This is a genomic window from Hydrogenophaga sp. 5NK40-0174, assembly GCF_040372165.1.
Lineage (GTDB): Bacteria > Pseudomonadota > Gammaproteobacteria > Burkholderiales > Burkholderiaceae_C > Hydrogenophaga.
In genome coordinates this window covers 43,069-67,150 of sequence record NZ_BAABWG010000006.1, presented here as the reverse complement: position 1 = coordinate 67,150, position 24,082 = coordinate 43,069, and the positions used below count along the sequence as shown (strand labels likewise).

17 protein-coding genes are annotated in these 24,082 nt (G+C 60.9%); 8 read left to right on the top strand and 9 right to left on the bottom strand.

What is annotated here, in order from left to right:
• Positions 1 to 35 precede the first annotated feature (35 nt).
• From ABWV89_RS17585 to ABWV89_RS17575, 3 genes are all read right to left on the bottom strand, one after another.
• Positions 36 to 854, bottom strand: coding sequence for a BPSS1780 family membrane protein (locus ABWV89_RS17585; protein ID WP_353399909.1), 819 nt, complete (start codon positions 852 to 854; stop codon positions 36 to 38).
• The gene (locus tag ABWV89_RS17580; RefSeq protein ID WP_353399907.1) at positions 851 to 1,858 is read right to left on the bottom strand and encodes a homoserine kinase; all 1,008 of its coding nucleotides are present in this window, start codon (positions 1,856 to 1,858) and stop codon (positions 851 to 853) included. Before ABWV89_RS17580 ends, ABWV89_RS17585 begins: the two co-directional genes overlap by 4 nt.
• 67 nt (positions 1,859 to 1,925) lie before the next feature.
• Positions 1,926 to 2,294, bottom strand: coding sequence for a hypothetical protein (locus ABWV89_RS17575; protein ID WP_353399904.1), 369 nt, complete (start codon positions 2,292 to 2,294; stop codon positions 1,926 to 1,928).
• 79 nt (positions 2,295 to 2,373) lie between these two features.
• On the opposite strand from ABWV89_RS17575, the gene polA reads away from it, so the two are divergent.
• On the top strand, positions 2,374 to 5,181 hold the full coding sequence (gene polA, locus ABWV89_RS17570) for a DNA polymerase I (RefSeq protein WP_353399901.1): 2,808 nt from the start codon (positions 2,374 to 2,376) through the stop codon (positions 5,179 to 5,181).
• Positions 5,182 to 5,475: 294 nt separating this feature from the next.
• On the opposite strand, the gene ABWV89_RS17565 is transcribed toward polA, so the two are convergent.
• Positions 5,476 to 7,047 carry an alkaline phosphatase D family protein gene (locus ABWV89_RS17565; protein WP_353399898.1) on the bottom strand — a complete coding sequence of 524 codons (1,572 nt, stop codon included), beginning with the start codon at positions 7,045 to 7,047 and terminating at the stop codon, positions 5,476 to 5,478.
• A gap of 250 nt (positions 7,048 to 7,297) precedes the next feature.
• Between ABWV89_RS17565 and ABWV89_RS17560 the strand changes: the two genes are divergently transcribed.
• The gene (locus ABWV89_RS17560) at positions 7,298 to 8,110 is read left to right on the top strand and encodes a ZIP family metal transporter (protein ID WP_353399895.1); all 813 of its coding nucleotides are present in this window, start codon (positions 7,298 to 7,300) and stop codon (positions 8,108 to 8,110) included.
• A 3-nt stretch (positions 8,111 to 8,113) separates the two neighbouring features.
• Here the strand turns inward: ABWV89_RS17560 and ABWV89_RS17555 are convergent, their stop codons facing one another.
• The 5 genes from ABWV89_RS17555 to ABWV89_RS17535 form a co-directional block, all read right to left on the bottom strand.
• Positions 8,114 to 10,690 (bottom strand): PAS domain-containing sensor histidine kinase, encoded by a 2,577-nt coding sequence (locus tag ABWV89_RS17555; RefSeq protein ID WP_353399892.1) that lies wholly within the window; start codon positions 10,688 to 10,690, stop codon positions 8,114 to 8,116.
• Positions 10,687 to 13,323 (bottom strand): PAS domain S-box protein, encoded by a 2,637-nt coding sequence (locus ABWV89_RS17550; RefSeq protein WP_353399890.1) that lies wholly within the window; start codon positions 13,321 to 13,323, stop codon positions 10,687 to 10,689. Before ABWV89_RS17550 ends, ABWV89_RS17555 begins: the two co-directional genes overlap by 4 nt.
• A gap of 159 nt (positions 13,324 to 13,482) precedes the next feature.
• A complete protein-coding gene (locus tag ABWV89_RS17545; protein WP_353399887.1) occupies positions 13,483 to 14,382 on the bottom strand; it encodes a sulfurtransferase in 900 nt (299 codons plus the stop codon).
• Between the two features lie 95 nt (positions 14,383 to 14,477).
• Complete coding sequence (locus ABWV89_RS17540) at positions 14,478 to 15,389, bottom strand: DMT family transporter (protein WP_353399884.1); 912 nt, start codon at positions 15,387 to 15,389, stop codon at positions 14,478 to 14,480.
• A gap of 42 nt (positions 15,390 to 15,431) precedes the next feature.
• Positions 15,432 to 16,580, bottom strand: coding sequence for an aromatic ring-hydroxylating oxygenase subunit alpha (locus ABWV89_RS17535; protein ID WP_353399881.1), 1,149 nt, complete (start codon positions 16,578 to 16,580; stop codon positions 15,432 to 15,434).
• A gap of 580 nt (positions 16,581 to 17,160) precedes the next feature.
• Between ABWV89_RS17535 and ABWV89_RS17530 the strand changes: the two genes are divergently transcribed.
• The 6 genes from ABWV89_RS17530 to ABWV89_RS17505 all read left to right on the top strand — a co-directional run bounded on the left by ABWV89_RS17530 (position 17,161) and on the right by ABWV89_RS17505 (position 24,082).
• The gene (locus ABWV89_RS17530; protein WP_353399878.1) at positions 17,161 to 17,427 is read left to right on the top strand and encodes an exodeoxyribonuclease VII small subunit; all 267 of its coding nucleotides are present in this window, start codon (positions 17,161 to 17,163) and stop codon (positions 17,425 to 17,427) included.
• The gene (locus tag ABWV89_RS17525; RefSeq protein ID WP_353399875.1) at positions 17,427 to 18,350 is read left to right on the top strand and encodes a polyprenyl synthetase family protein; all 924 of its coding nucleotides are present in this window, start codon (positions 17,427 to 17,429) and stop codon (positions 18,348 to 18,350) included. The genes ABWV89_RS17530 and ABWV89_RS17525 overlap by 1 nt, the downstream gene beginning before the upstream one ends.
• Positions 18,351 to 18,367: 17 nt before the next feature.
• Entirely contained in the window at positions 18,368 to 20,272 is a 1,905-nt protein-coding gene (gene dxs, locus ABWV89_RS17520) for a 1-deoxy-D-xylulose-5-phosphate synthase (protein ID WP_353399872.1), read from the top strand.
• Between the two features lie 196 nt (positions 20,273 to 20,468).
• A complete protein-coding gene (locus ABWV89_RS17515; protein WP_353399869.1) occupies positions 20,469 to 21,548 on the top strand; it encodes a TRAP transporter substrate-binding protein in 1,080 nt (359 codons plus the stop codon).
• Between the two features lie 226 nt (positions 21,549 to 21,774).
• Positions 21,775 to 22,305 carry a TRAP transporter small permease subunit gene (locus tag ABWV89_RS17510; RefSeq protein WP_353399866.1) on the top strand — a complete coding sequence of 177 codons (531 nt, stop codon included), beginning with the start codon at positions 21,775 to 21,777 and terminating at the stop codon, positions 22,303 to 22,305.
• On the top strand, positions 22,298 to 24,082 hold the full coding sequence (locus tag ABWV89_RS17505) for a TRAP transporter large permease (protein ID WP_353399863.1): 1,785 nt from the start codon (positions 22,298 to 22,300) through the stop codon (positions 24,080 to 24,082). The genes ABWV89_RS17510 and ABWV89_RS17505 overlap by 8 nt, the downstream gene beginning before the upstream one ends.

Below are 24,082 nucleotides of genomic sequence, written 5' to 3'. Positions count from 1 at the left end.
TCCCCATAGTGTCGCAGAGGATGAGCACTTTAGATTTACGTGGGGTCGTTTCCTGCGTCAGGCAGGGGTTGAGCTGTTGTATCCGCGATGAAGCTGTCGCGATAGCAGAAGTACGACGAGATGGAGAACACGGCAGCGAGCATGAGCATGCTGACAGCCACAAAAGAGCTGGCGCCAGCCTTGCCGCCCAGAAGCAGGCCGAATTGAAGCGACATGCCGACAGCGAGCAAACCGATGCCAGCCCAGGCCAGCAGGAAGACCATCACGGCGCCTGCATTGGCCCAGAGCGCTGTCACGGAAAAGAACAGGCTCTTGACTGGCGGAACGCCGTGCCAGTGGGTCAGGGCCGGCGCATGGAAGAACGCCAGGTAGATGAGAAGAGAGAGCACAGTGAAGAGAAGCACGGCCACAGGGTTGATGGCCTGTAGAACGGCCTCGGCCATGACTTCCGGCGGCACCGTGCTTTCTGCGTCAGCGGCGACGTTGATCTCGCCCATGGGGACGATCAGCTGCAAAAACAGTACTAGCAGGATCATGATGGTGGCAAACATGGCGCCCAGCACCAGCATGTGACGCCGGCCGGGGCCCGCGGCAAGGCCTTCGAACGCCGTGGAGGGCATGGGGAACTCACCCTGAACGGCTCTTCTTGCAGCGCTGAACATGCCCAGCTGTAGCGCTGGAGCCAGTACCAGCGAGCTGACGGTACCCACAATCGGCAGGAGCTGAAGCACTTGGCTCAGTCCAAAGCACAAAAAGAAAATGCCACCCAGCGCAAAAGGCTGGCGCCGGAAGGTCTGGAAACCCAGTCCTATCCAGGTCAGCCCAGTGCGTGCCGGTACCTTGTTGAGTTTCATGCGGCGGCTTCGCTGACCACTGGCAAAGCACCCAGGCGTGAGAGGCACTGCCGGATCACGTATTCGAAGTGGCGGGGGTCGTGAGGTTCGAGCATGCTCGCATCGCGCGGCAAGTGCCAATCCCACAGACGGGAGATCCAGAAGCGCAGTGCGGCCGCGCGCTCCATGGCGGGTAGCAGAGCACGCTCGGCGGCCTCCAGTGGCCTGACTGATTCGTAGGCGCTCAGAAAGGCCTCGTAGAGCGGCAGTTGCCGCTCGCCATCTGCACCGGCATGGTTGTCGGGTTCATGTCGGATGCACCAGTCGTTGAGGCACACCGCGATGTCGAACAGAAAGGTGTCGACGCCGGCGAAATAGAAGTCGAAGAAGCCGCAGAGCTTGTCGCCTTCGAACATGACGTTGTCGCGGAACAGGTCGGCATGCACGGGTCCACGGGGCAATGCGGCATACGCTGTGCTGGACGCGACATGGTTCTGGTACGCCAGCTCACCCTCGATCAGGCAAGCCTGGCTGTCGCTGAGGTGAGGCAACACCACAGGGACGGTTTCGTTCCACCATTGCAAGCCCCGCAGGTTGGGCTGGCCCATGGAAAAGTCGCGACCGGCCAGATGCATGCGTGCCAGCATTTCACCGACGGCGGCGCAATGTGCGGCCTCGGGGGCCAACTGGTTGCGGCCAGCGAGTTTGTTGACGATGGCCGCCGGCTTGTCGTGCAGCCGATGAACCACTTCACCCGCTTCGTCAATGACAGGCTCCGGCACCGGAATGCCTTTGCCCGCCAGGTGCTTCATCAGACGCAGGTAGAAGGGCAACTGCTCAAAGCTCAACCGCTCGAAGATGGTCAGCACATGCTCGTGGCTGGCGTTCTCATGCTCGCAGGTGATGAAGTAGTTGGTGTTTTCGATGCCACCTTTGATGCCTTTGAGGTCGGTCAGAACCCCAAGGCCGAGGCGCTCAACAAGCGCAGCGGCGTCGCCAAATGCGACTTCCGTATAGACAGCCATGCCGGAGAAAGAAAGGAAAGCGGAGAGCGGAGGAAATCAGCCGCAACAGCGGAAGATGAAACGGAGGTCAGAAATTCAGGATACGCCAGCGGCTGCGGCCAGAATTTCCCTGGCTGTTCTGGTCGCTGACAGCCCCGGAGCGACCGGGGGCGGCAGGGGAAATCTCGTAGCCGGGTGCGCCGCTTTTGGGCTGGACACGGATGCTGCGGGTCTCACCTCCGATGCGGACCTCGTCAATGCTGGTCTGCTCGTCTTCGTGGTGGATGTACTCAGCCTTGGTCTCGATGCCGGTATCGGCCTCTGCTGGCGAAGCAGCCGGCGCTTCCTGTGCAGCGGAGGTGTCGGCTGTCTGGGCAGCCACAGGCAACGTCAGCGTCGCGGCGACAAGGCTGGCGATACAGGCGCTATGGCGGAAAAGGGCTTTGCTGGCAGTCATGATCGCATTGTAGGGCTTTGTGCGGAGGGTCAAGGGCGGACTTTGCGGCACGGCTGCCGCTTTCTAGGACAATGCGTGCATGTCTGATGCAAATTCGAAACAAGCTGTGTTGCTGCTGGTCGATGGATCCAGCTATCTGTACCGTGCCTATCACGCGATGCCGGATCTCAGGGCCGTGCCGGGGGATCCGGACAGTCCTGCCACGGGCGCGATCAGGGGCATGATCAACATGCTCAACAGCTTGCGCAAGGAGGTGCCGGCGGACTACGCTGCCTGCGTCTTCGACGCCAAAGGGCCGACCTTCCGCGATGAGCTGTATCCAGCGTACAAAGAGCAGCGCAGCCCGATGCCTGACGACCTTCGGGCGCAGATCGAGCCTATCCACGAGGTGGTCAGGCTCATGGGGTGGAAGGTGCTGGATGTGCCCGGCGTGGAGGCCGACGACGTGATTGGCACGCTGGCGCGCACAGCCGCGGACCAGGGTGTGGAAGTGATTGTTTCAAGTGGTGACAAGGACCTTGCACAGTTGGTCAATCGCCACATCACCATCATTGACACCATGAGCGGCAAAAGGCGCGACGAAGCAGGAGTCGAGGCAGAGTTTGGCGTGCCGCCAGCCCAGATGATCGATTTTCAGGCGCTGGTGGGTGACCAGGTGGACAACGTGCCTGGGGTGGATAAGGTCGGACCCAAGACGGCGGCCAAATGGCTCAAGGAATATGGTTCGCTCGACGAGCTCATGGCCCGTGCTGACGAGGTCAAGGGCAAGGTGGGGGAAAACCTTCGCAAGGCGCTGGACTGGCTGCCCACGGGCAAAACGCTGGTAACCATCAAGACCGATTGCGATTTGCTGGCCCATTTGCCCACGCTGCCTGCCCTGGACGACATGACCAACGGGCATCCGCAGACCGATGCCCTCAAGGGCTTCTACGAGCGCTACGGCTTCAAGGGCCTGGCGCGCAGCCTAGGTGGCAGTGAAGACGAAGGCAATGGTGCAGCGAAGGCGACTGCAGCGTCCGGCGGGTCTTCATCGGGCTCAACGGGAGACTTGTTTGCTGAGCCCGAACCGAAAAGCCAGGCCAGCGAACTGTCGTACACGACCATTCTGGACTGGGCAACGTTCGACCAGTGGCTTGAGCAGATCCGTAACGCTGATCTGGTGGCGCTCGACACGGAAACCACTTCGCTCAACGAGATGGTCGCCGAGATTGTGGGTGTGAGTTTCAGTGTGAAGGCGGGCGAGGCCGCCTACATTCCGCTGGCCCATGACGGACCGGGCGCGCCGGAGCAACTGCCGCGTGACGAGGTGCTGGGCAGGCTCAAACCCTGGCTGGAGGACGCCTCGCGCCACAAGCTGGGCCAGCACGTCAAATACGATCGCCACGTCTTTGCCAATCATGGCATCGAGGTGCAGGGATACGTGCACGACACCATGCTGCAAAGCTATGTGCTGGAAGTGCACAAGCCGCACGGACTGGCCAGCCTGGCAGAGCGGCACCTGGGGCGAAGCGGCATCAGCTATGAAAGCTTGTGCGGCAAGGGGGCCAGTCAGATTCCGTTCTCCCAGGTCGATGTCGACAAGGCCAGTGAATACGCTTGTGAAGACAGTGATCAGACGCTGGACGTCCATCTGGCGCTCTGGCCCCAACTCGAATCCAACGAGAAATTGCGCGCCATCTACGAGCTGGAAGTGGCGTCGAGCGAGCGTCTCTATCGCATTGAACGCAACGGCGTGCTCATTGATGCCGAAACGCTGGCCAGGCAAAGCCATGACCTGGGGCAGCGCATTGTGGCGCTGGAGCAGGAGGCCTACGAAATCGCAGGGCAACCTTTCAACCTGTCATCGCCCAAGCAGCTCGGCGAAGTGCTGTTCGACAAACTCGGTTTGCCTACGATCAAGAAGACGGCATCCGGGGCACGCAGCACCAATGAAGAAGTGCTGGAAAAGCTGGCAGAAGACTATCCGTTGCCGGCCAAGATTCTCGAATACCGAAGCCTGAGCAAACTCAAGGGCACCTACACCGACAAACTGGCTGGCATGGCGAATCCGCGGACAGGCCGTGTGCACACACATTACGCGCAGGCGGTGGCGGTGACCGGACGCTTGTCGAGCAATGACCCGAACCTCCAGAACATCCCGATTCGCACACCGGAGGGACGAAAAATCCGAGAGGCGTTTGTCGCACCTCAAGGGCGCGTCATTGCCAGTGCCGACTACTCGCAGATCGAGCTGCGCATCATGGCCCACATCAGCGGCGACGAGGCCTTGCTCAAGGCCTTCACGGCAGGGGAAGACGTTCACCGCGCCACGGCCGCAGAGGTGTTCGGGCTGGCGCCCGATCAGGTCAGCAGCGAACAGCGTCGCTATGCCAAGGTGATCAATTTTGGCCTGATCTACGGGATGAGCAGCTACGGCCTGGCCAAGTCACTGGGGATCGACAACACAGCAGCCAAGAACTACATCGATCGTTACTTCCAGCGGTTTGCCGGCGTGAAGCAGTACATGGAAGACACCCGGGCCCTGGCGCGCGAACGCGGTTATGTTGAAACCGTATTCGGTCGCCGTCTGTATTTGCCGGAAATCCGCTCACCCAACGGACCGCGCCGGGCAGCAGCCGAGCGTGCTGCCATCAATGCGCCCATGCAGGGAACCGCGGCCGATCTCATCAAGAAGAGCATGGTGGCGGTCCAGAACGCCATCGACGAGCAAGCGCGAAAAACCCTGGTGATCATGCAGGTGCATGACGAACTGGTGTTTGAGGTCCCCGATGACGAGGTCGACTGGCTGCGTGAGGCGATCCCTGCGCTCATGGCGGGAGTCGCCGAGCTGAAGGTGCCTTTGCTGGCGGAGGTGGGTGTCGGGCCGACCTGGGAGCAGGCACACTGAGTGTGCTGGCTCAGCCGCTGCTGGCTAGGGACCCTCTGCATAACCTGCGCCGTGCGCGCCGTTGGCTTTGCGGGTTGAGGCGCGAATGCCAAGGAAAGCCTGGATGGCTTGCCTGCATTCGCAACAAAGCGCATCGCCCGCAAAGCCACGGCCCGCTTCGGGTTCGGGCCAAAGCGGGCGTCTGCCGCACCTGTTGTCTTCCGTGTGCCGCCGGGCACACGGTGCGACAAGCAGGCACGCCATCCATCCCGTTTTGACCTCGAACACGCATGGCGGAGGTTATGCAGAGGGTCCCTAGGGCAGGTTGACCGGGTGAATCACCTTGGTAAAAGGGTGTGATTCACCTTCCGTCCACCAGTTGACCCAGTAGCGGTCGGCGCTGCCGGGCCTGTCTGCCTGCAATGTCATGAAATTGCGGCAACCGATCATGCGATGGCTGGTGGTCGGGAACTCGTACATGGCGCCAGAGATGCCGCGGTCGATGGTTTCGACGTTCTTGCAGGCCTGCTCAAGAAAGAACAGTGCAACCCCCGGAGGGGGAGGGTGAACGATGCCGCTTGAGGTGAGCTGATTGATCACTCTGGCATTGACAGGCACGTCCGACCGGCTGGATTCGATAACACCTACGGCGGCCACGTGGACATCGCCCGAGAGCAGGGTGATGCGAACGCCTTTGGCACTGGCCTCAAGCAGGCGGTGAACCAGGCGCAGGCGCTCGGCCTTGTGAGGTGGGCTTGTCCAGTGATCACGCAGGTCATCTTCAAGCTCCTGCTGCCCGGGAAACACACCGAGCAGTTTTTCCAGCAGCTCGAAGCTGGGGTGAACCACCGGGATACTGCTCATCACGAAGAGGTGGCGCATGTCCTGTTTGGCCAGTTCGGCGTCCAGCCACTGGTACACGGCCGACCAGCTCTGACTGCTCAGAACCTGCTCTGCGACGAGTGTGCCTGCCTCATGTGTGAGGTTGGCGCCAAGACGTGGGCTTCGTTCTGTGCGCATGTCCAGCACCAGCAATCCCATGGGGCCAGCTCGATAGCCGCTGTTGTGGGCCGGCTGTCCCGCCAGCGTGGCCGGGGGCGGTGCGCCCATGCTGTGACGTTGGAACAGGGCAAATGCCTGCGAGGCGGCTTTGAACAGACCCTGAAACACGGGGCTCTGGTGGAGCTCGGCCGGGTGCGAGCCCCAGCCATCGATGATGTCGTGGTCATCCCACATCATCACGGCAGGGATGCTGGCCAGCACCGCTGCAACTTCTGGCTGCGACCAGCGCTCGATGTATAGCCGCGCGAAATGGGATTGCACAGCCGTTTCAAGCTGGGGCGTCCAGGGGGCGGTCAAACGCTGGCGCCATGGCATCTCGCTCCAGGCGCGCAGTTCGGGAATCACATTCCAGATGTCATCGCTGTAGATCTGGTCGCCACCCATGAGCAGAAGCTGCAGCGGACCAAAGTGGGTGTTGTCGACGAGGTCGACTTCCCGGTGGAGCCGGGCCATGCGGGTCCACAGGGCGTTTGGCTCGGCCATGCTCTTTCGGTCCCGGCCATCGGAGAAACCATTGCAGGAAGCATAGGCGCAGTCGGGCATGGCGCCGAGCGCTGGTACATGAAAGGTGTGTCGCTTGCCGTTGAGCCTGTAGTTGATGCGTTGGGTCTGGATCCCCATCGACACGGCCAAGTCAAAGCGCCAGGCGGTGTCCTGCGTGCCTGGCACAGGTCCGGCCAGCGGCGGCTGGACATGCACTGCCGATGACGCGCAATGCAGCGAAGGAGGGGGATCCGACGGGCCGGTGATCACCAGAACGCTGATACCCCATTCGTTGTTCTGGCATCCGAGAAACTGAAGCAATGGGCCGAGTCTGGTGGTCATGGTGGCTGTGCCTGTCTGGCACTTTGGCTGGATGTTTGGGTGCCGAGAGTGCCTTTCCCCCGATTCTGCGGACGCGAATGGCCGCTGACCAGCGCTAAGCTGCAAGGACGTCCCCCGTATGGGGGCAAAAAAATACCTGTCCACCCCCGGCGACTGGCTTGACAGGCTTGGTACCATTTTGCTGTGGGCGTTTTGTTGCGCCTTTTTTTGCGGCTCGCCTCATCAGGCCAGGTCGCTCAGGTGGTTTGAAATGATGCTTTTCGCGATTCTCTTCGGGACGGTGGGTGCAGGTGTTGGCAGCGTCTGGCTGGCGGCCTTGCTCAGCGCCGCCATGCTCGCCAGGTACACCCAGCATATGCTCAGCCTGGCCGCGGGCGCCCTGATGGCAACGGCCTTTCTGCACCTGTTGCCGGAGGCCATGGAGGGAGGTGCAGACGCGCACGACCTGTTTGCCGTCCTGTTGGTGGGCTTGCTGTTCTTTTTTCTGCTGGACAAAGCCGAGCTTTGGCACCACGGCCACGAGCACTGCCATCACCACGACCATGACGAACATGAGCACGCAGACGAGCACTCAGAGAAGGCCAGGCAGCACGCCCATGCCCATGCCCACGGTGGGGGTGGCTGGGCCATTCTGGCGGGCGACAGCGTCCATGCCTTCGGCGATGGCGTACTGATTGCCTCGGCATTCATGGCTGACATGCACCTGGGTGTGATGGCGGCTCTGGCCGTGCTGGCGCACGAGGTGCCCCATCACATCGGTGATCTGGTGGTGGTGCAGCATGCCTCAGGCAACCGTCGCAACGCCTTGATCAAGGTGACGCTGGCGGGAACTGTCACCGGTATCGGCGGCCTTGTGGGTTACGGCATGGTTTCCCGATTCGATGAGGTGCTGCCATATCTGCTGGTACTGGCTTCCAGCAGCTTTATCTATGTGGCTCTGGCTGACCTGATCCCGCAGCTGCAGAAGCGGCTCAACCTCAAGGCAACGGTTGTCCAGGTGTTGTGGCTTCTGGCGGGTATCGCCATGGTGATGCTGGTTCGAGGCGCCTGGCACGCCCATTGACCCCTATTCGCTCTCAGGCTGTCCGAACGAAAACCAGAAGCTTGCGCCTTCGCCCGGACTGGACTCTGCCCTGATCTGGCCGCCGTGGCGCTCAATGATACGGCGCACCGTGGCCAGGCCGATACCCGAGCCTTCGAACTCGGATGCCGAGTGCAAGCGGGTGAAAGGCTTGAACAGGCGGTCGGCACGGGCCATGTCGAACCCGGCGCCGTTGTCGCGGACAAAGAACTCGGGTGCACCACCAGCCGAGACCACCTGTCCGACCTCAATGCAGGCATGGTCTTGCTTGCGTGAGTATTTCCATGCATTGCCGATCAGGTTCTCCAGAACGATGTGGGCCATGCGTGCATCGCAATTGGCCGTCATGCCCGGCTCCACGGAAATGGCTACTTCACGGGCGGGGTCACGGTGCTGCTCCTGGCGGATGACAGCCTGTGCCAGGTCAGTGAGGTCGACGTCCATTCGCTGCAGCTGTCCCTGACTGACCCGGGCCAGTGCCAGCAGGTCGGTGATCAGACTGTTCATGCGACCTACCGAGCCATCGATCCGGTCGAGCACGGCGGCATCGTCGGCATCGATGCGGCTGTGCATCTGCTCGCGAAGCACCTGCATGAACCCGTCCATGGCACGCAAGGGCGACTTCAGGTCATGAGAGACGGTGTAGGCGAACGCATCAAGCTCCCGGTTGAGATACTCGAGCTGCTCCGTGCGTTGCTGCACTCGTTGCTCCAGGGTGTCATGCAGTTTGCTGATCTCGCGGTCGCGCAGCAGCCTGACCAGCTCGGCGCTGCACCTGCTGGCAAAGATCCGCATCATCGCCATGACGTCTTTGCTCGCCGCATCGCGCCGCTGCCACACTGCGCCGAGAACCCCGATGGGTGTGCCATCGGCATCGGTCAGCGCGATCCCGACCGAGCTCTGTATCTCGTCCGGGTCAAACGGCGGGATGGGCAGCAGCACCTGCCGGTTGCTCGCGTCGATGACCTGGATGTCCTTGCTCGCCAGTATGCGCGCATACTGGGTGTGCTCCACGGACAGTTCGATGTTGGGCTGAAGCTGGCCGTTCTTGAGCCATGCAAGAGTCTGGATGCGATGCTCTCCACTCAGCTCGGCCACGACAACGCCTTGCGCTCCGATCGCCGAAGCGAGGTGCTCGGCAAGAGAGAGAAAGAACGCCTCGCCCGTCTGGGCCGCCACACCTTCGGCCACATTCTTGAGCGTGGTTTCCCGGCGCTTCTCTTCTTCGACGTTGAGAGTGAAGGACAGCGCACAACGTTCTCCGTCCAGCTCAATGATCTCGGCCCAGACCTTCACATCCACCGCTTTGCCGGCCCGACTTCGCATCCGGGTCTCGTAGCCGCTGAGTCGGCCATCTCTCTTCAGCGCCTGAATGTAGTCGCCCCGTTCTTCTTCGGTCAGCCAGACGCCTGCATCGACAGAGGTCTTGCCTTCAAAGTCTTCCTGCGTGTATCCCAGAACCCGTTCGTTGGCAGGGTTTACCTCCATGAATCGGCCGTCGGACAGGCGGGTGATGGTCATGCCCAGGGGGCTGAAGTTGAAGGCTTTGGCAAAGCGCTCCTGCGAGGATTCCAGCTCGCGGCGAGCCTGTGCTTCGGCAGTGACATCCAGAACCATGGCAATCAGCAGGTGGTCAGGTCCGTGCGGCACCACTTCGGCATAAATCACCGAGTCGAAGACGCTGCCATCCCGACGCACGGCCTTGGTTCGCATGCCTGACACCCGCCGGGTGGCCTCGAGCATGGCCTGGAACTTCAACTCGTCGTGCCGGTTTTCCCAGAAATTGGGCCGGTCCTCGACGGTGAGCTCATCGCGGCTATAGCCAAACATCGCCTGAAAGGCATCGTTCGCATCCAGCACACGTTGATGGCGGACCGACTGCACGACACAGGCCACAGGGTTGTTCTGAAACAAGGCGCGAAACTGGACCTCGCTGGCGCGCAAATTGGCCTCCACGTCCCTCGCGCGCTCCAGTGCGATCTCCTGGCTGTGGAAGGCATGCGAGAGGTGATACCGCCCGTATGACACGCTGACCAGCATGCTCACCAGCACCACGGCTTGCGTCAGGAAAACTGTCCACCCGGGCTGAAGACTTGCCTCAGGGAGCATGCCCGCATAGTCCAGCCAGTTCAGTGCACCCACCAGCCCCACACACAGGACGCCGGCGGCGATCAACGCCCGACGCGAGAGGAATGCGCCCGCTCCCACCACCGCGCCAAGCATCATGAACATGGCGCCGCTTCGCACCGAGCCGTGCGCAACAACGCCGCCAGCGGAGGTGATGATCAGTCCGAAAATCAGCATTTGTGCTGTCAGGCGGTGGTGACCCAGCCTGAACGAAAGCAGCAGGAATGCCATGGACAGGGAAATGAAAACGCCCACCCAGGTCAGGGCGCTCATTCCTTGCTTGAAATACAAGCCGAGGGTGACCATCGGCGCGGAGAACGAGATGGTCACCAGCAGCGCAAAAAGCGCTCTTTGCTGATGGCGCCGCAGGGCAATGGGTTGTCGCGGCGACATGGGGTCGTCGCTGGCCAGGGCGTGCAATGACTCCTTGGTCATGGGTGCCCTCCCTCATGCGAAACGGTCGCCTCAGGCTCGGCGGCCTCTCCGAACGAAAACTCGAAGCGAGCGCCACGCTCAGGCTCGGCGCGACCCGTGATGAAGCCTGCATGCCGCTCGACAATGCGCCGCACAGTGGCCAAGCCGATGCCGGTTCCCTCGAAACCGCTGCTGGGCATGTGCAGGCGTTGAAACGGCTTGAAGAGCTTCTCGGCGTAGCGCATGTCGAAGCCCGCGCCGTTGTCTTCAATGAAGAACACGGGCGCGCCAGAGGCGCCTTGCACCGTGTTGTCCTCGTTGGCCGCGGGATGCACTGTGCCGATGACCACGTTGGCCGAATCGCAATCCCGGGTGTACTTGGCCGCATTTTCCAGCAGGTTGGACAGAGCAATGCGAGCCAGGCGTGAGTCGCAGTTGCATCGCATACCCGGCTCGATACGCCAGTTGATCTGCCGTGCATCATGTTTGCGGCTTTCTGCCTCCGTGATCTCGTGCGCCAGGGCGGAAATGTTCACTTCTTCCCTGATCATTTCGCCCTGGCTCACCCGGGCCAGCGCCAGCAGGTCCGAGATGAGATTGCTCATGCGGTGGGTGGCGCCCAGCACTCGGGTGAAAAGCGCAGCTTCCTCCTCGCTCAGGCGTCCATCCAGCTGTTCACTGAGCAACTGGGTAAAGCCCTCGATGGAGCGCAAGGGAGACTTCAGGTCGTGGGAGACCGAGTAGGCAAACGAGTCAAGCTCGGCATTGAGCTTGACCAGTTCTGCTGTTCGATCGGTCACCCGACGTTCCAGGGATTCGTTGAGATGGCGAATCTCCCGCTCCCGCCGCAAGCGCAGCATCTCGGCCGTTGACCGGCTCGCGAAGATGGCAATCAGCGCCTTGCTCTCCGGTGTCGGATCGATGGCCTCGCGCCACATGGCGTTGACCAGGCCAATGATGTTGCCATCCGGGTCGCGAAGGGCCTGACCGGCAAACGCCTGCATGCCGGTTTCCTGAATGACGGGTTGCGTCGGAAACAGTTGGCCAAGGTTGCGAGGGAATATGCAGACCCCATCGCTTTGCATGACCGAATCGCATGGTGTGCCGGCAGTGTCATAGGCGCAGCAGTCAATGGGCTTGTCACTGCTCCAGACCGCCAGTTGGCGCAGTTGCCCGTTGTCCTCTCGCTCGGTGACGGTGACGATGTCAGCCTCGAGGGCGGCGGCCATGTGTTTGCTCAGTGCCGAGAAGAACGCTTCGCCGGTTGACCCCGAAAGCCCTTTGGCCAACTCGATCAGCAGTGCTTCCCGGCGCTTTTCTTCTGTGACATTGACCGTGCACGACAAAATGCACTGTTCGCCATCGATATCGACAAGCTCCGCCCAGACGCGAGTCTGTACCAATGGCCCGTCTTTGTGTCGCATGACGGTGTCATAGGCGGAAATCTTGCCTTCCGCCAGCAGCCTGTCAATGAACACCTGCCGGTCTTCTGTCGTGAGCCATACGCCCACGTCCGTGGATGTCTTGCCTGCAAGCTCTTCGGTGCGCATTCCGATGATGGAGTTTTCGGATTCGTTGACCTCGATATAGGCACCATCGGACAAGCGCGTGATGGCCATGTTCAGCGGGCTGAAGTTGAATGCCTTTGCAAACCGTTCCTCGGACCGGCGAAGCTTGTCCACCGCTTTGTCGTTTTCGGTCATGTCGGTGATCGTGGTGATCACCAGCTGGTCGTCCGGGTCGTCACCCAGCTCGCTGGAAATCTGGGCATTGAACTCAGAGCCGTCTGCTCGCAGACCTCTGACACTGCGAGGCTCGGCACGGCGGGTGGAGTAGAGCTCTCTGAGGTAGTCTTTTCGCTCCGAGTTGTCTGCCCACAGGAACGAGTCGGTTCGCCCAAGGGCTTGAACCCTTGCGTAGCCGTAGCAACGCTCAAAGGCCTGGTTCACGTCGAGAATGGACCCGGTGATGGCCGACTGGGCGATCATGGGCGTGGGACTGGCCCTGAAAATGCGGGCAAAGCGCTCCAGATTCCGGTCGCGCTCCTGCTCCGTCATCCGGCGCAGGGAAAGCTCTTCCCGCAAGCGCTGATTGATGCGCTCGGAGCGGTTGCGTCCGTGGAACACCAGCAAGGCCACCACGACAAGGCAGGCAGTCTGGGTGGCCCAGGTCTTGAGCCCCACCTGGAAATTGGCCTGCGGCATCATCCCTGCGTATTCGGCCCAGTTGAGCAGGCCCAGCGCCGCAATTTCGAGCAGAACCACGACCCGAATGCCGAATTTGGAGAGGAAGAGGCTGGCACCCACCACGATGCCGACAAAAAGGAAGTTCGAGCCCGTTCTCACGGACCCATATGCAACAACCGACGCAATGGTCACGACGAACGCGCCGATGACAAGGACGTAGCGAACGGTGTCAATGCGTCCTTTGCGTGCCAGAAAGTAGGCCAGCCATCCCATGGCAGCAAAGGCGATGGTGGAAATGGTTTCGCGGTGGTTGTCGGTGCTGAGAAATACCGGAAGGACGAGTGCGGAGGCCGTCATCGCCAGCCACAGACAGACGCGCTTGAGCCAGGCGAGTTCATCGTCCAGCTCATGGCGAAGTGTCGGCAATGGCGGCGGCGTGGGCTTCATCCGTCTTGGTGTTTGTGGCATGGGGCCCGGTACGCGATCCACCGGGCTACGTGTCTCATGGTTGGTACGGCGGCATTCGCCGCCCTTGCTTGCCACAGCGCAGTTAAGCCTTTTATCGGCCAAAGTCTTGCAAGCCTTGAGTGATTTGGCATCAGATGACTCGCAAAGGCGTGTGAACCATCACGTCGCCCGGATTCCCCGGGCTTTTGCGGTCTCGGGCTGCCGGCTCCATTCACTCCAGCTGCCGGCAAAAAGGGACTGCCTGCCCAGGCCAGCGACCTCCATGGCCAGCAGATTGACAGCCGCCGTGACCCCGCTGCCGCAGTAGTGCACCACGCCTTGCGGGCAAGCGATTTCATGGGTGGGGGCATGGCGGACCTGGTATCCCAGGGCCGCAAGAAACTCTTCTCGCAGCTGCGCGGCGGGCTTGAAGTGCCCGTCGGGCTGGAGGTTGTCGCCAAACGGTCGATTTCGGGCGCCCGGGATGTGGCCTGCCACAGGATCGAGCGGCTCGGTCAGGCCAGAGAAGCGCGCTTCAGCTCTGGCGTCGAGCAGCTTCTGGCCGGCTGTGCCCAGTCCAGATTTGACCTTCTCGAGGGTATGGAGTGCAGCCAACGGGGCAGACAGCGTGAAATCACCTCTCGGTGCCTCTTCTGTGGGCCCGGATGCCAGAGCTCCTCCTTGTGCCAACCACCCCGCAAGCCCGCCGTCCAGGACGGCACAGGCCTCATGGCCACACCACTTGGACATCCACCACAGGCGAGGGCCGAAAGCACTGTTCTGGCGGTCATAGACCACCACCTGCTCGCCAGCCCGCACGCCTTTCTGCGCGAGCCACATCGCGAACGCTGCTCGGTCTGGAAGCGGGTGCCTTCCGCCGCTGGCGGCCGCCGCGCCCGTGGACGCGCTCAGGTCATCATGCAGATCGGCGTACTGCGCGCCGGGGATGTGTGAGTCGAGGTACTGCTCACGACCAGCGCCGGGAGCGGCGAGGTCGTAGCTGCAGTCGAACAGGTGGACAGTGCGCGACTGGTCGAGAAGCGAGGCCAGTTGCTGAGGGGCGATGAGCGTGCTGAACATGGATCCATTTTGATCCAGTGCCGAGGGCCTGCACAATCTCGAAATGGTGAATTTGGCCCGAAAAACACCGTTTCTTTGGCTTTTACAGGGGCAGGTCAGGTGCCCGGGTGGTCCTCTGCATGATCCTCTTCACGCTGAATGGGCACCGCCCTGGCCCGCAGAGCAGTGGCGGTGATGCCGCTGGCGATGATCAGGGCCATGCCAGCCCATCCGATGGGGGGCAGGTGGTCGTCGAACAGCAGCAGGCTGTAGATGCCGGCAAACACAATGCCGGCGTATTGCAGATTGGCGACGACCAGGGTGGCGCCACTGCTGTAGGCGCGGGTCATGCACAGCTGACCGAACATGGCCAGCAGGCCGATGGGAAGCAGCCACACGCTGTTGGTCAATGTCAATGGCGTGAAGCCCGCAAAAGCTGACCCTATGGCGCCCGTGAGTGTGGCGCCAATCGAAAAATAGAACACCGTCCGGCTCTCTGGCTCGCCTGCACGGGCCAATGCCGAGACCTGCATGTAGGCGAAGGCGGCAAACAGGCCGGAGAGCAAGCCCAGAAGAGCGCCAAACATCTGATCGCCTGCGACGGTCGGCCTTAGCATCATGGCGACGCCGCCAAACCCGGCCAGCACGGTGAGAAACAGGGGGGCCTGTTGGCGTATCGGTGCGTGCTGCTGCTGATTGATCAGTGCGCCACCGAGCAGGAACGCAGCTACCCAGACGCTGCTCATGTAGTTGAGCGTGACGGCAGCGCCAAGGGGCAGGGCAGCTATCGCAAAGAACCAGCTGGTCAGGGCGGTGACGCCTACTGCGCTTCGCCACACGTGCATCATGGGAACCCGGGTGCGCAGGCTGACACCTCGCACCGGGTTGGCGATGGCCAGAAAGACGACCCCGACGAGTCCGCGGTAAAAAACGATCTCGAAGCTGTTGAAGTACGCGGACGCAAACTTGATGCATACCCCCATGGATGCAAACAGGAATGCGCCCAGCAGCATCCAGAGCGCCTGCATGCTATGGGCTCCCCGTGTCCGCGGAATGTGAGACGGGAGGCATCAAGCCTTGAGGTCAGCCGTCATGCGCTGGCGATACCACTCGTGGAAATGCTGCATGCCGTCTTCCATGGGGCTTTGATAGGGGCCGAACTCGTTGTCGCCGCGTTCCATCAACGCTTTTCTGCCTGCATCCATTCGCTCGGCGATTTCATCGTCTTCGATGGCTGTCTCCATGTAGGCAGCCCGCTGTGCTTCGATGAACTCGGGCTCGAAAGCCACGATTTCTTCCGGGTAGTAGAACTCGACCAGGTTCAGCGTTTTGTCGACGCTGATCGGATGGAGGGTGGAGACGGTGAGCACGTGCGGATACCACTCCACCATGATGTGCGGGTAGTAAGTGAGCCAGATCGCGCCTTTGTCGGGCGTCTTGCCTTCCCGGTACTTCATGAGCTGCTCGTGCCAGCGCTTGTACACAGGGCTGCCGGCCTTGGCTGCCAGGTTGTGCACGCCCACTGTTTGCACGGAAAACTCCTTGCTGAACTCCCACTCCAGGTCCGAGCACGTGACGAAGTTGCCCAGCCCGGGGTGGAACGGCTCGACATGGTAGTCCTCCAGATACACCTCGATGAAGGTCTTCCAGTTGTAGTTGCACTCGTGCGCTTCAACATGATGCAGCACCATGTCGTCAAAGCACAAGTCCTTGGCTGGCCCCATGCCGGCAAGGTCGGCTGCAATGTCACGGCCGTTGTCTTCGAACAGCAGTCCGTTCCAGTTTTGCAGCGGGTAGCGCTTCAGGTTCAGGCACGGGTCCTGTGCAAAGTGTGGAGCGCCGACCAGGTCGCCCAGCGGGCCATGGCTGCCTCCGCTGTATGTCCACCGGTGCAGCGGGCAGACAATCTGGCCGCCGGCATGGCCGCTGGCGTTGCCCTGCAAGTTGCCGCGGTCCTTGAGCATCACCGCCTGGCGGTGCCGGCATATGTTGGAGACCAGCTCGACACCATTGGCAGTCCTGACGAGCGCTCGCCCATGGCTCTCCTGGGGCAAGGTGTAGTAGTCCCCCTTGTTTGGCACGGCATTGGCGTGCCCGACATAGCGTGGGCCCTGACCAAAGAGCACCTCCAGCTCGCGCTGGAACAGGTCCTGGTCGAAGTAGGAAGAGACGGGCAGTTGACTTTCGGCCTGCTGGAGCTGAAGACTTAAATCAGACATGGAGATCCTGACCTAGAGACTCCCCCTATGAAGGGGCAGGAAAAGCGCTTGGCGAACAAAGGTTGGACGCATCAGGCGCGGACGATGGCGATGGCAGTTCGGGTACGGGTTTTGTCACCACCGGTTTCAGGGAGGCCGACCGCACTGCGTAGCCCGGCAATGTCCATGGCGTCAATGCAGCCATTGTTCGCTTTTACCCTGATTGGGCGGTGATGCCGTCCCGACCCCTCACCACTTGCCAAGCCTTCTGCAGGTCACCAGGAGGCGCAAACAGCCATGGCCGCATCGTGCAGGAGTCCTGCGCTAGCGCCGCAAAGCGTTTTCAACCGTTCATCGAGACCGAAGCCGCAGCCGGGCAAGGAAAAGGAAACCTTCAATTATACCTTTTTCAGGTCAATTTGTTACCAACATCGGTTCTGTGTGATGAGCGCTGCCTGCCCCGGCCGGCAAGCCGGGAGTGAAAGACCGGGGCGGTAGAATACGAGGTCGTTCTCACCGGACCTGGACGGGCCGGTCACAACTGTTTTGCTGGATCGGATGCCGGTCTGGCCATCCTTGCCACCGCTGAGACCATACTTCCATGCCCGCAAGTTCCGGATCCAAGTCGACGACCAAGGCTTCCGCAAAAGCTGCACAGGACGCGCCCGAAAACTATGACGCTGCTCTCAGGGAGCTTGAGGAGCTTGTTTCCCAGCTGGATGCTGGCCAGCTCCCGCTCGAAGAACTGCTGGGGCGTTACCGACGTGGTGCCGAGCTTCTGAACTTCTGCCGCGGCCGTCTGGAGGCGGTTGAGCAACAGATCAAGGTGTTGGAGGGCGACAGCCTGCAGCCCTGGGAAGACGATTGATGACCGAACTCGCGCCGGTGGCCCATACAACAGTCGATGCGCCTGACTTCGCTAGCTGGCGACAGACGCGCCAACAGGAGATAGAGGCAGCTCTGTCTGGATGGGTCAGTGCAAACGCTCCAGCGGATCTCGGCGAAGCCATGCGCTACGCCGTTCTCGATGGCGGAAAGCGCTTGCGTCCCTTGCTGGTGCTGGCGGCCAGCGAGGCGGTTGGCGGCAACGCTGGCGCTGCCATGCGGGCCGGCTGTGCGGTGGAGCTGATCCACGCCTATTCTCTGGTCCATGACGACATGCCCTGTATGGACAACGATGTGCTGCGCCGGGGAAAGCCAACGGTCCACGTCAAGTTCGGAGAAGCCTCTGCCTTGCTGGCCGGAGACGCTCTACAGGCCCTGGCTTTTGAGTTGCTGCTACCAGACGATGGTTCCATGCCCGCAGAGACCGGTTTCGGCCTGTGCCGACAGCTCGCGTTGGCTGCTGGTGCGTACGGCATGGCAGGAGGGCAGGCCATCGACCTGGCCAGTGTGGGCATCAGTCTCGACCAGCAAGCGCTGGAATCGATGCATCGCCTGAAAACAGGCGCCTTGCTGCAAGCCAGTGTCACCATGGGTGCCGCAACTGGCCAATGCTCCGCCGAAGCCGCGGCGCAGTTGAAGGCCTACGGCGCGGCCTTGGGGCTGGCGTTTCAGGTCGTCGACGACATTCTTGATGTCACTGCCGACTCAGCCACGCTGGGGAAGACCGCTGGCAAGGATGCCGCGGACGACAAACCCACCTTCGTGTCACTGCTGGGGCTTCAGGCCTCACAGGCGTATGCGTCCACGGTGCTTGAAAGGGCGCACGATGCGCTGCGCCAAAGCGGGCTGACCCATACCGATCATTTGCACGCGCTGGCCGACTGGGTGGCCCGCCGCAACCACTGAAGCGAGAGTGAAGCACCATGAGTGAGAGCAAAGGACTGCTCACCCGAATCGACTCCCCTGGGGATTTGCGCAAGCTGGGACGGCATGAGTTGCCCACCCTGGCCAATGAGTTGCGGGAATATCTGCTAGAGAGCGTTTCCCGCACGGGAGGACACCTCAGCTCCAACCTCGGTACAGTCGAGTTGACAGTTGCCTTGCACTACGTGTTCAACACCCCTGACGACCGGTTGGTGTGGGACGTGGGGCACCAGACCTATGCGCACAAGATTCTCACGGGCCGGCGTGACCGCATGGGAACGCTGCGCCAGCTCGGTGGCATCAGTGGCTTCCCGCGGCGTGACGAAAGCGAATACGACACGTTTGGCACAGCGCATTCCTCGACCAGCATTTCTGCGGCACTGGGTATGGCTGTCGCCTCCAGGCTGACGGGCGACGGGCGACGGTCGGTGGCCATCATCGGCGATGGCGCCATGACGGCCGGTATGGCCTTTGAAGCGCTGAACAATGCCGGTGTGGAAGAGGGCAAGCTGCTGGTCATTCTCAACGACAACGATATGTCGATCTCCCCGCCGGTGGGAGCACTCAACCGGTACCTGGCCCAGCTCATGAGCGGGCGTTTTTATGCCACGGCCAAGAGTGTTGGCAAGCAGGTGCTCAAAGGGGCCCCGCCATTGTTCGAACTGGCCAAGCGGTTTGAAGAGCATGCCAAGGGCATGGTGGTGCCTGCGACGCTGTTCGAGAAGTTCGGATTCAACTACATCGGGCCTATTGACGGCCACGATCTTGACTCGCTTGTCCCCACGCTTGAGAACATCTGCGATCTCATGGATGCAGGTAGCGGGCCGCAGTTCTTGCATGTGGTGACCAAAAAGGGGCAGGGATACAAGCTGGCCGAAGCGGATCCTGTCGCGTATCACGGTCCAGGCAAGTTTGATCCCGCCGTCGGGCTGGTCAAGTCTTCCAAGCCAGGCAAGCTCACATTCACGCAGGTATTCGGTTCGTGGCTGTGCGACATGGCCGAGCAGGACGAGAAGCTCGTGGCGATCACGCCTGCGATGCGCGAAGGCTCAGGCATGGTGGAGTTTCACAAGCGCTTTCCTGATCGCTATTTTGACGTCGGAATCGCCGAGCAGCATGCCGTCACGTTTGCCGCCGGCCTGGCCTGCGAAGGGCTCAAACCCGTTGTGGCGATCTATTCCACATTCCTGCAGCGCGCGTACGATCAGCTCATTCACGACGTCGCGCTGCAGAAGCTGCCCATGGTCTTTGCGCTGGACCGTGCAGGTCTGGTGGGTGCGGACGGGGCTACCCATGCAGGCGCCTATGACATTGCGTTCCTGCGGTGCATTCCCAACATGTCGGTGGCCTGCCCTGCGGACGAGGCCGAAACTCGCCGCCTGCTGAGCACGGCGCACGGGCAGGATCATCCCGTGGCGGTCCGGTATCCACGTGGAGCCGGGGTCGGCGCCAAAGTGCCCGCCGATCTGGAAGGACTGCCATTCGGCAAGGGCGAGATTCGCCGCCAGGGCCGCAGTGTCGCCATTCTGGCTTTCGGCAGTCTCCTGTATCCAGCGCTGGAAGCGGGCGAGCGCATGGGCGTCACAGTGGCCAACATGCGTTGGGTCAAGCCGCTCGACGAAGAGATGCTGCTCTCGATCGCTCGCAGCCACAGTGCGCTGGTCACGGTGGAAGAGGGCTGTGTCATGGGCGGGGCCGGCAGTGCCGTGCTCGAGGCACTTGAGTCGCATGGCATCGACGTACCGGTCTTGCAGCTGGGTTTGCCGGACGAATTCATCGAACATGGTGATCCGGTGCGACTGCTGGCCAATGAAGGCCTCGACGCTGCGGGTATCGAACGATCGGTACGGCGGCGTTTTTCCGACCTGTTCGGAGGCGGTGCAGGCCTCCAGGTCGTGGCCTGACCAAGAAATTTCACATCTCTGTTGAAAGCCTGAGTGCTTAAGCTTGCAAAAGCCTGAAGCACTGCGGGTGCAAGGGCTGTTGCGAGGGAAAACCCCCAACATTGGCTCCGAGTGGATTCATACAATGATTTCACTTCGCCCTCGCTTGTATCTGTGAAGGTGCAAGCTTCTTCATCACTATTCGGAGTCAAACAACATGGATCGTCGTTCAGTCATCAAGCACGCTGGTATCGCAGGTGTGCTGGCAGCCGGTGCAGCACCCGCGGTATACGCACAAAACAACATTCGCTGGCGCCTGGCATCGAGCTTTCCCAAGGCACTGGACACCATCTACGGTGCAGCCGAGACCTTCGCAGGCTATGTCAATGACATGACCGGCGGCAAATTCACGATCTCCGTGCATGCTGGCGGCGAGATCATGCCTGCCTTCGGTATCGTGGATGGCGTCCAGCAGGGCACCGTCGAGTGCGGCCACACCGCCCCTTACTACTTCCACGGCAAGGACGAGACCTTTGCTCTGGATACGGCCATCCCGTTTGGCCTGAACAGCCGCCAGCTGACGGCCTGGATGTACGACGGCAACGGCATGAAGCTGTTCCGCGAGTTCTACGCCGACTACAACATGGTCAACTTCCCGATGGGTAACACGGGTGCCCAGATGGGTGGCTGGTACCGCAAGCCCATCAAGGGCGCCGAAGACATCAAGGGCATGAAGATGCGCATTGGTGGCTTTGCCGGCAAGGTTTTCACCGCCATGGGTGGTGTGCCACAGAGCATTCCTGGTGGCGAGATCTACCAGGCGCTGGAAAAAGGCACCATTGACGCCACCGAGTGGGTCGGTCCATACGACGACGAGAAGCTGGGCTTCTACAAGGTTGCCAAGCACTACTACTACCCAGGCTGGTGGGAGGGTGGCGCTCAGCTGTCGCTGTACGTCAACGACAAGGCGTTTGCAGGTCTGCCGAAGGAGTATCAGGCCATCGTGACGGCTGCTGCTGCCTACGCTCACACCGAAATGCAGGCCAAGTACGACGCCCGCAACCCGGCCGCTCTCAAGCGCCTGGTCGCCGGTGGTGCCAAAGTGTCTCCATTCCCCAAGTCGGTGATGGACGAGGCTTACAAGCACTCCATGGCGCTGTACAGCGATCTGAGCGCCAAGAACCCCAAGTGGAAGAAGATCTACGAGGACTACTCGGCATTCCGCAAGGACGCCAACCTGTGGTTCCGCTTCACGGAAGCCCAGTTCGACCGCTACATGCAGTCTGCCAAGCTGTAATTCAGTCATGGCAAATTGATGCAGAAAGCCCCGCTTTGGCGGGGTTTTTTGCTGAAACATCTCTGGATGGATGCAACACGCCTTGTTCGTCAGCCTGCGCTCAGGCAGTACGAATGCTGGCCTCTACACTGCTACCCGAACGAATTGACCTCGGAATGCCATGAGTTACCTTTTAACGCTATCGCGCTGGATAGACACGATCTCAACCTGGGTTGGCAGGTTGGTCATGTGGCTGATTCTGGCCGCCACACTGATCAGTGCGGGCAACGCCATCATTCGAAAACTGTTCAACACCAGCTCCAACGCATGGCTGGAGATTCAGTGGTACCTGTTTGCCGGGGTGTTCATGCTCGGTGCCGGCTACGCGTTTCTCAAGAACGCCCATGTGCGCATCGATTTTCTGTCGACCAAGTTTTCTGCCAGAACGCGCAACTGGATCGACATCATCGGAATTATTGTTTTTCTGTTTCCGCTGTGCTGGTTGATGTCTTACTACGCTTGGCCATTGCTGGCGGAGAAGTACGCCTCGGGTGAAACCTCCGTCAACGCAGGCGGCCTCATCAGGTGGCCGGTATTCGCATTGATTCCCGCCGGATTTGGTCTGCTCGCATTGCAAGGTGTGAGCGAGCTGATCAAACGCGTGGCCTTCTTGACCGGCGCTGGATCCGATGCGCTGGCCCACGAAGAAGAAGAGGCCACCGAAGTCCCTAACGAGTCGTCGCACGTTGCGACTGACGCGGAGCGTCAACATGGTTGAATTTCTGACACAAAACTTCGTGCCGATCCTCTTTGTCGGGTTGCTGGCATTCTTGTTGATGGGCTTCCCGGTTGCGTTCTCGCTGGCAGCCACGGGTCTGGCCTTCGGCTTTCTGGGAATGGAGATCGGACTGATCCCTTCCAATCTTTTTCAGGCTTTGCCGCTGAGGGTGTTTGGCATCATGCAGAACGACACCCTGCTGGCCATTCCGTTTTTCACGCTCATGGGGATCATTCTCGAGCGAAGTGGCATGGCGGAAGACTTGCTTGAAACGGTTGCTCAGGTCTTCGGTCCGGTCAGGGGTGGCTTGGCGGTTGCCGTGATTCTGGTCGGCGCACTGCTGGCCGCAACGACGGGCGTTGTGGCTGCGGCGGTCATCTCCATGGGCTTGATCTCCTTGCCGATCATGCTTCGCTACGGGTACAACCGCACCATTGCCACAGGAACCATCACGGCCTCCGGCACGCTGGCACAAGCCATTCCACCATCGCTGGTCTTGATTGTGTTGGCCGACCAGCTCGGTCGCTCCGTGGGTGACATGTATGCCGGCGCCATGCTGCCAGGCGTCATGCTGGTGGGGCTTTACCTCCTGTTTGTGGTGGGCGTCGTGCTGGTGCGTCCCTCATGGGTTCCTGCATTGCCCAAGGAGGCTCGTATTTATGTCGAGCCCAATGGCAGCAGTGGTCACATGTCCCTGGCCATTTTGCTGGCCATTTGCGCCGTGGCGGGTGTGCTTTGGTCGCAAGTGCATGACCAAGCCTGGCGCTTCCTGACTGGCAGGGAAACAGAGGCGCCAGTCGATGAAATGGTGATCATGTCCATCACGGCGGGCTCGTTCCTCGCGCTGGGTTTGGCGGTGGTCAACCACATCCTCAAGCTGGGCTTGCTCTCTCGCTTGGCTGAGAGGGTCACGTTTGTGCTGATCCCCCCGCTGGTGCTGATTTTCCTGGTCTTGGGAACCATATTTCTGGGCTTTGCAACGCCCACTGAGGGTGGTGCCATGGGCGCACTCGGCGCGTTGGTCATGGCTGGCGCACGCAAGCGCCTGACGGGCACTGTTTTGTTGCAGGCGCTCGAGAACACGACCAAGCTGGCCATTTTCGTGCTGTTCATCCTCATCGGATCCACCGTTTTCAGTTTCACCTTCAATGCGGCCGATGGACATATCTGGGTGGAACACCTGTTTGCTAAATTGCCCGGTGGACAGATCGGCTTCCTGATTGTGGTGAACCTGCTGGTGTTCGTGCTTGGCATGTTCATCGACTTCTTTGAGATCGCGTTCATCGTGATCCCGATGCTGGCTCCCGTTGCGGAGAAGATGGGCATTGATCTGGTCTGGTTCGGTGTGCTGGTTGCCATGAACATGCAGACCTCGTTCCTGACGCCACCGTTTGGTTTCGCCTTGTTCTATCTGCGCAGTGTGGCTGCACGCAGTGACTACACCGACGAAGTCACCGGCAAACGCATTCCCGCAGTGACGACGGGGCAAATCTACAAAGGCGCAGTGGCCTTCATCGTCCTGCAACTCATCATGGTGACCGTCATCCTGTTCGATCCCTCGATCGTGACCGGCGGTATTGAAAACAAGGTCAAACTCGATGATGCCGCTGTGCTGGATCAGCTGGAAGCCTTGCCCGATGTAGACTACGGGGATGCTGACGATCCGTTTGCTGCACCAGACGAGCCTGGCGCCGATCTGGAAGCTCCATCGGTTGAGTCCGAGGACGATCCGATGAAAGCACTGCAAGATGCAATCCAGGAGGAGAAGCAGCAGTGA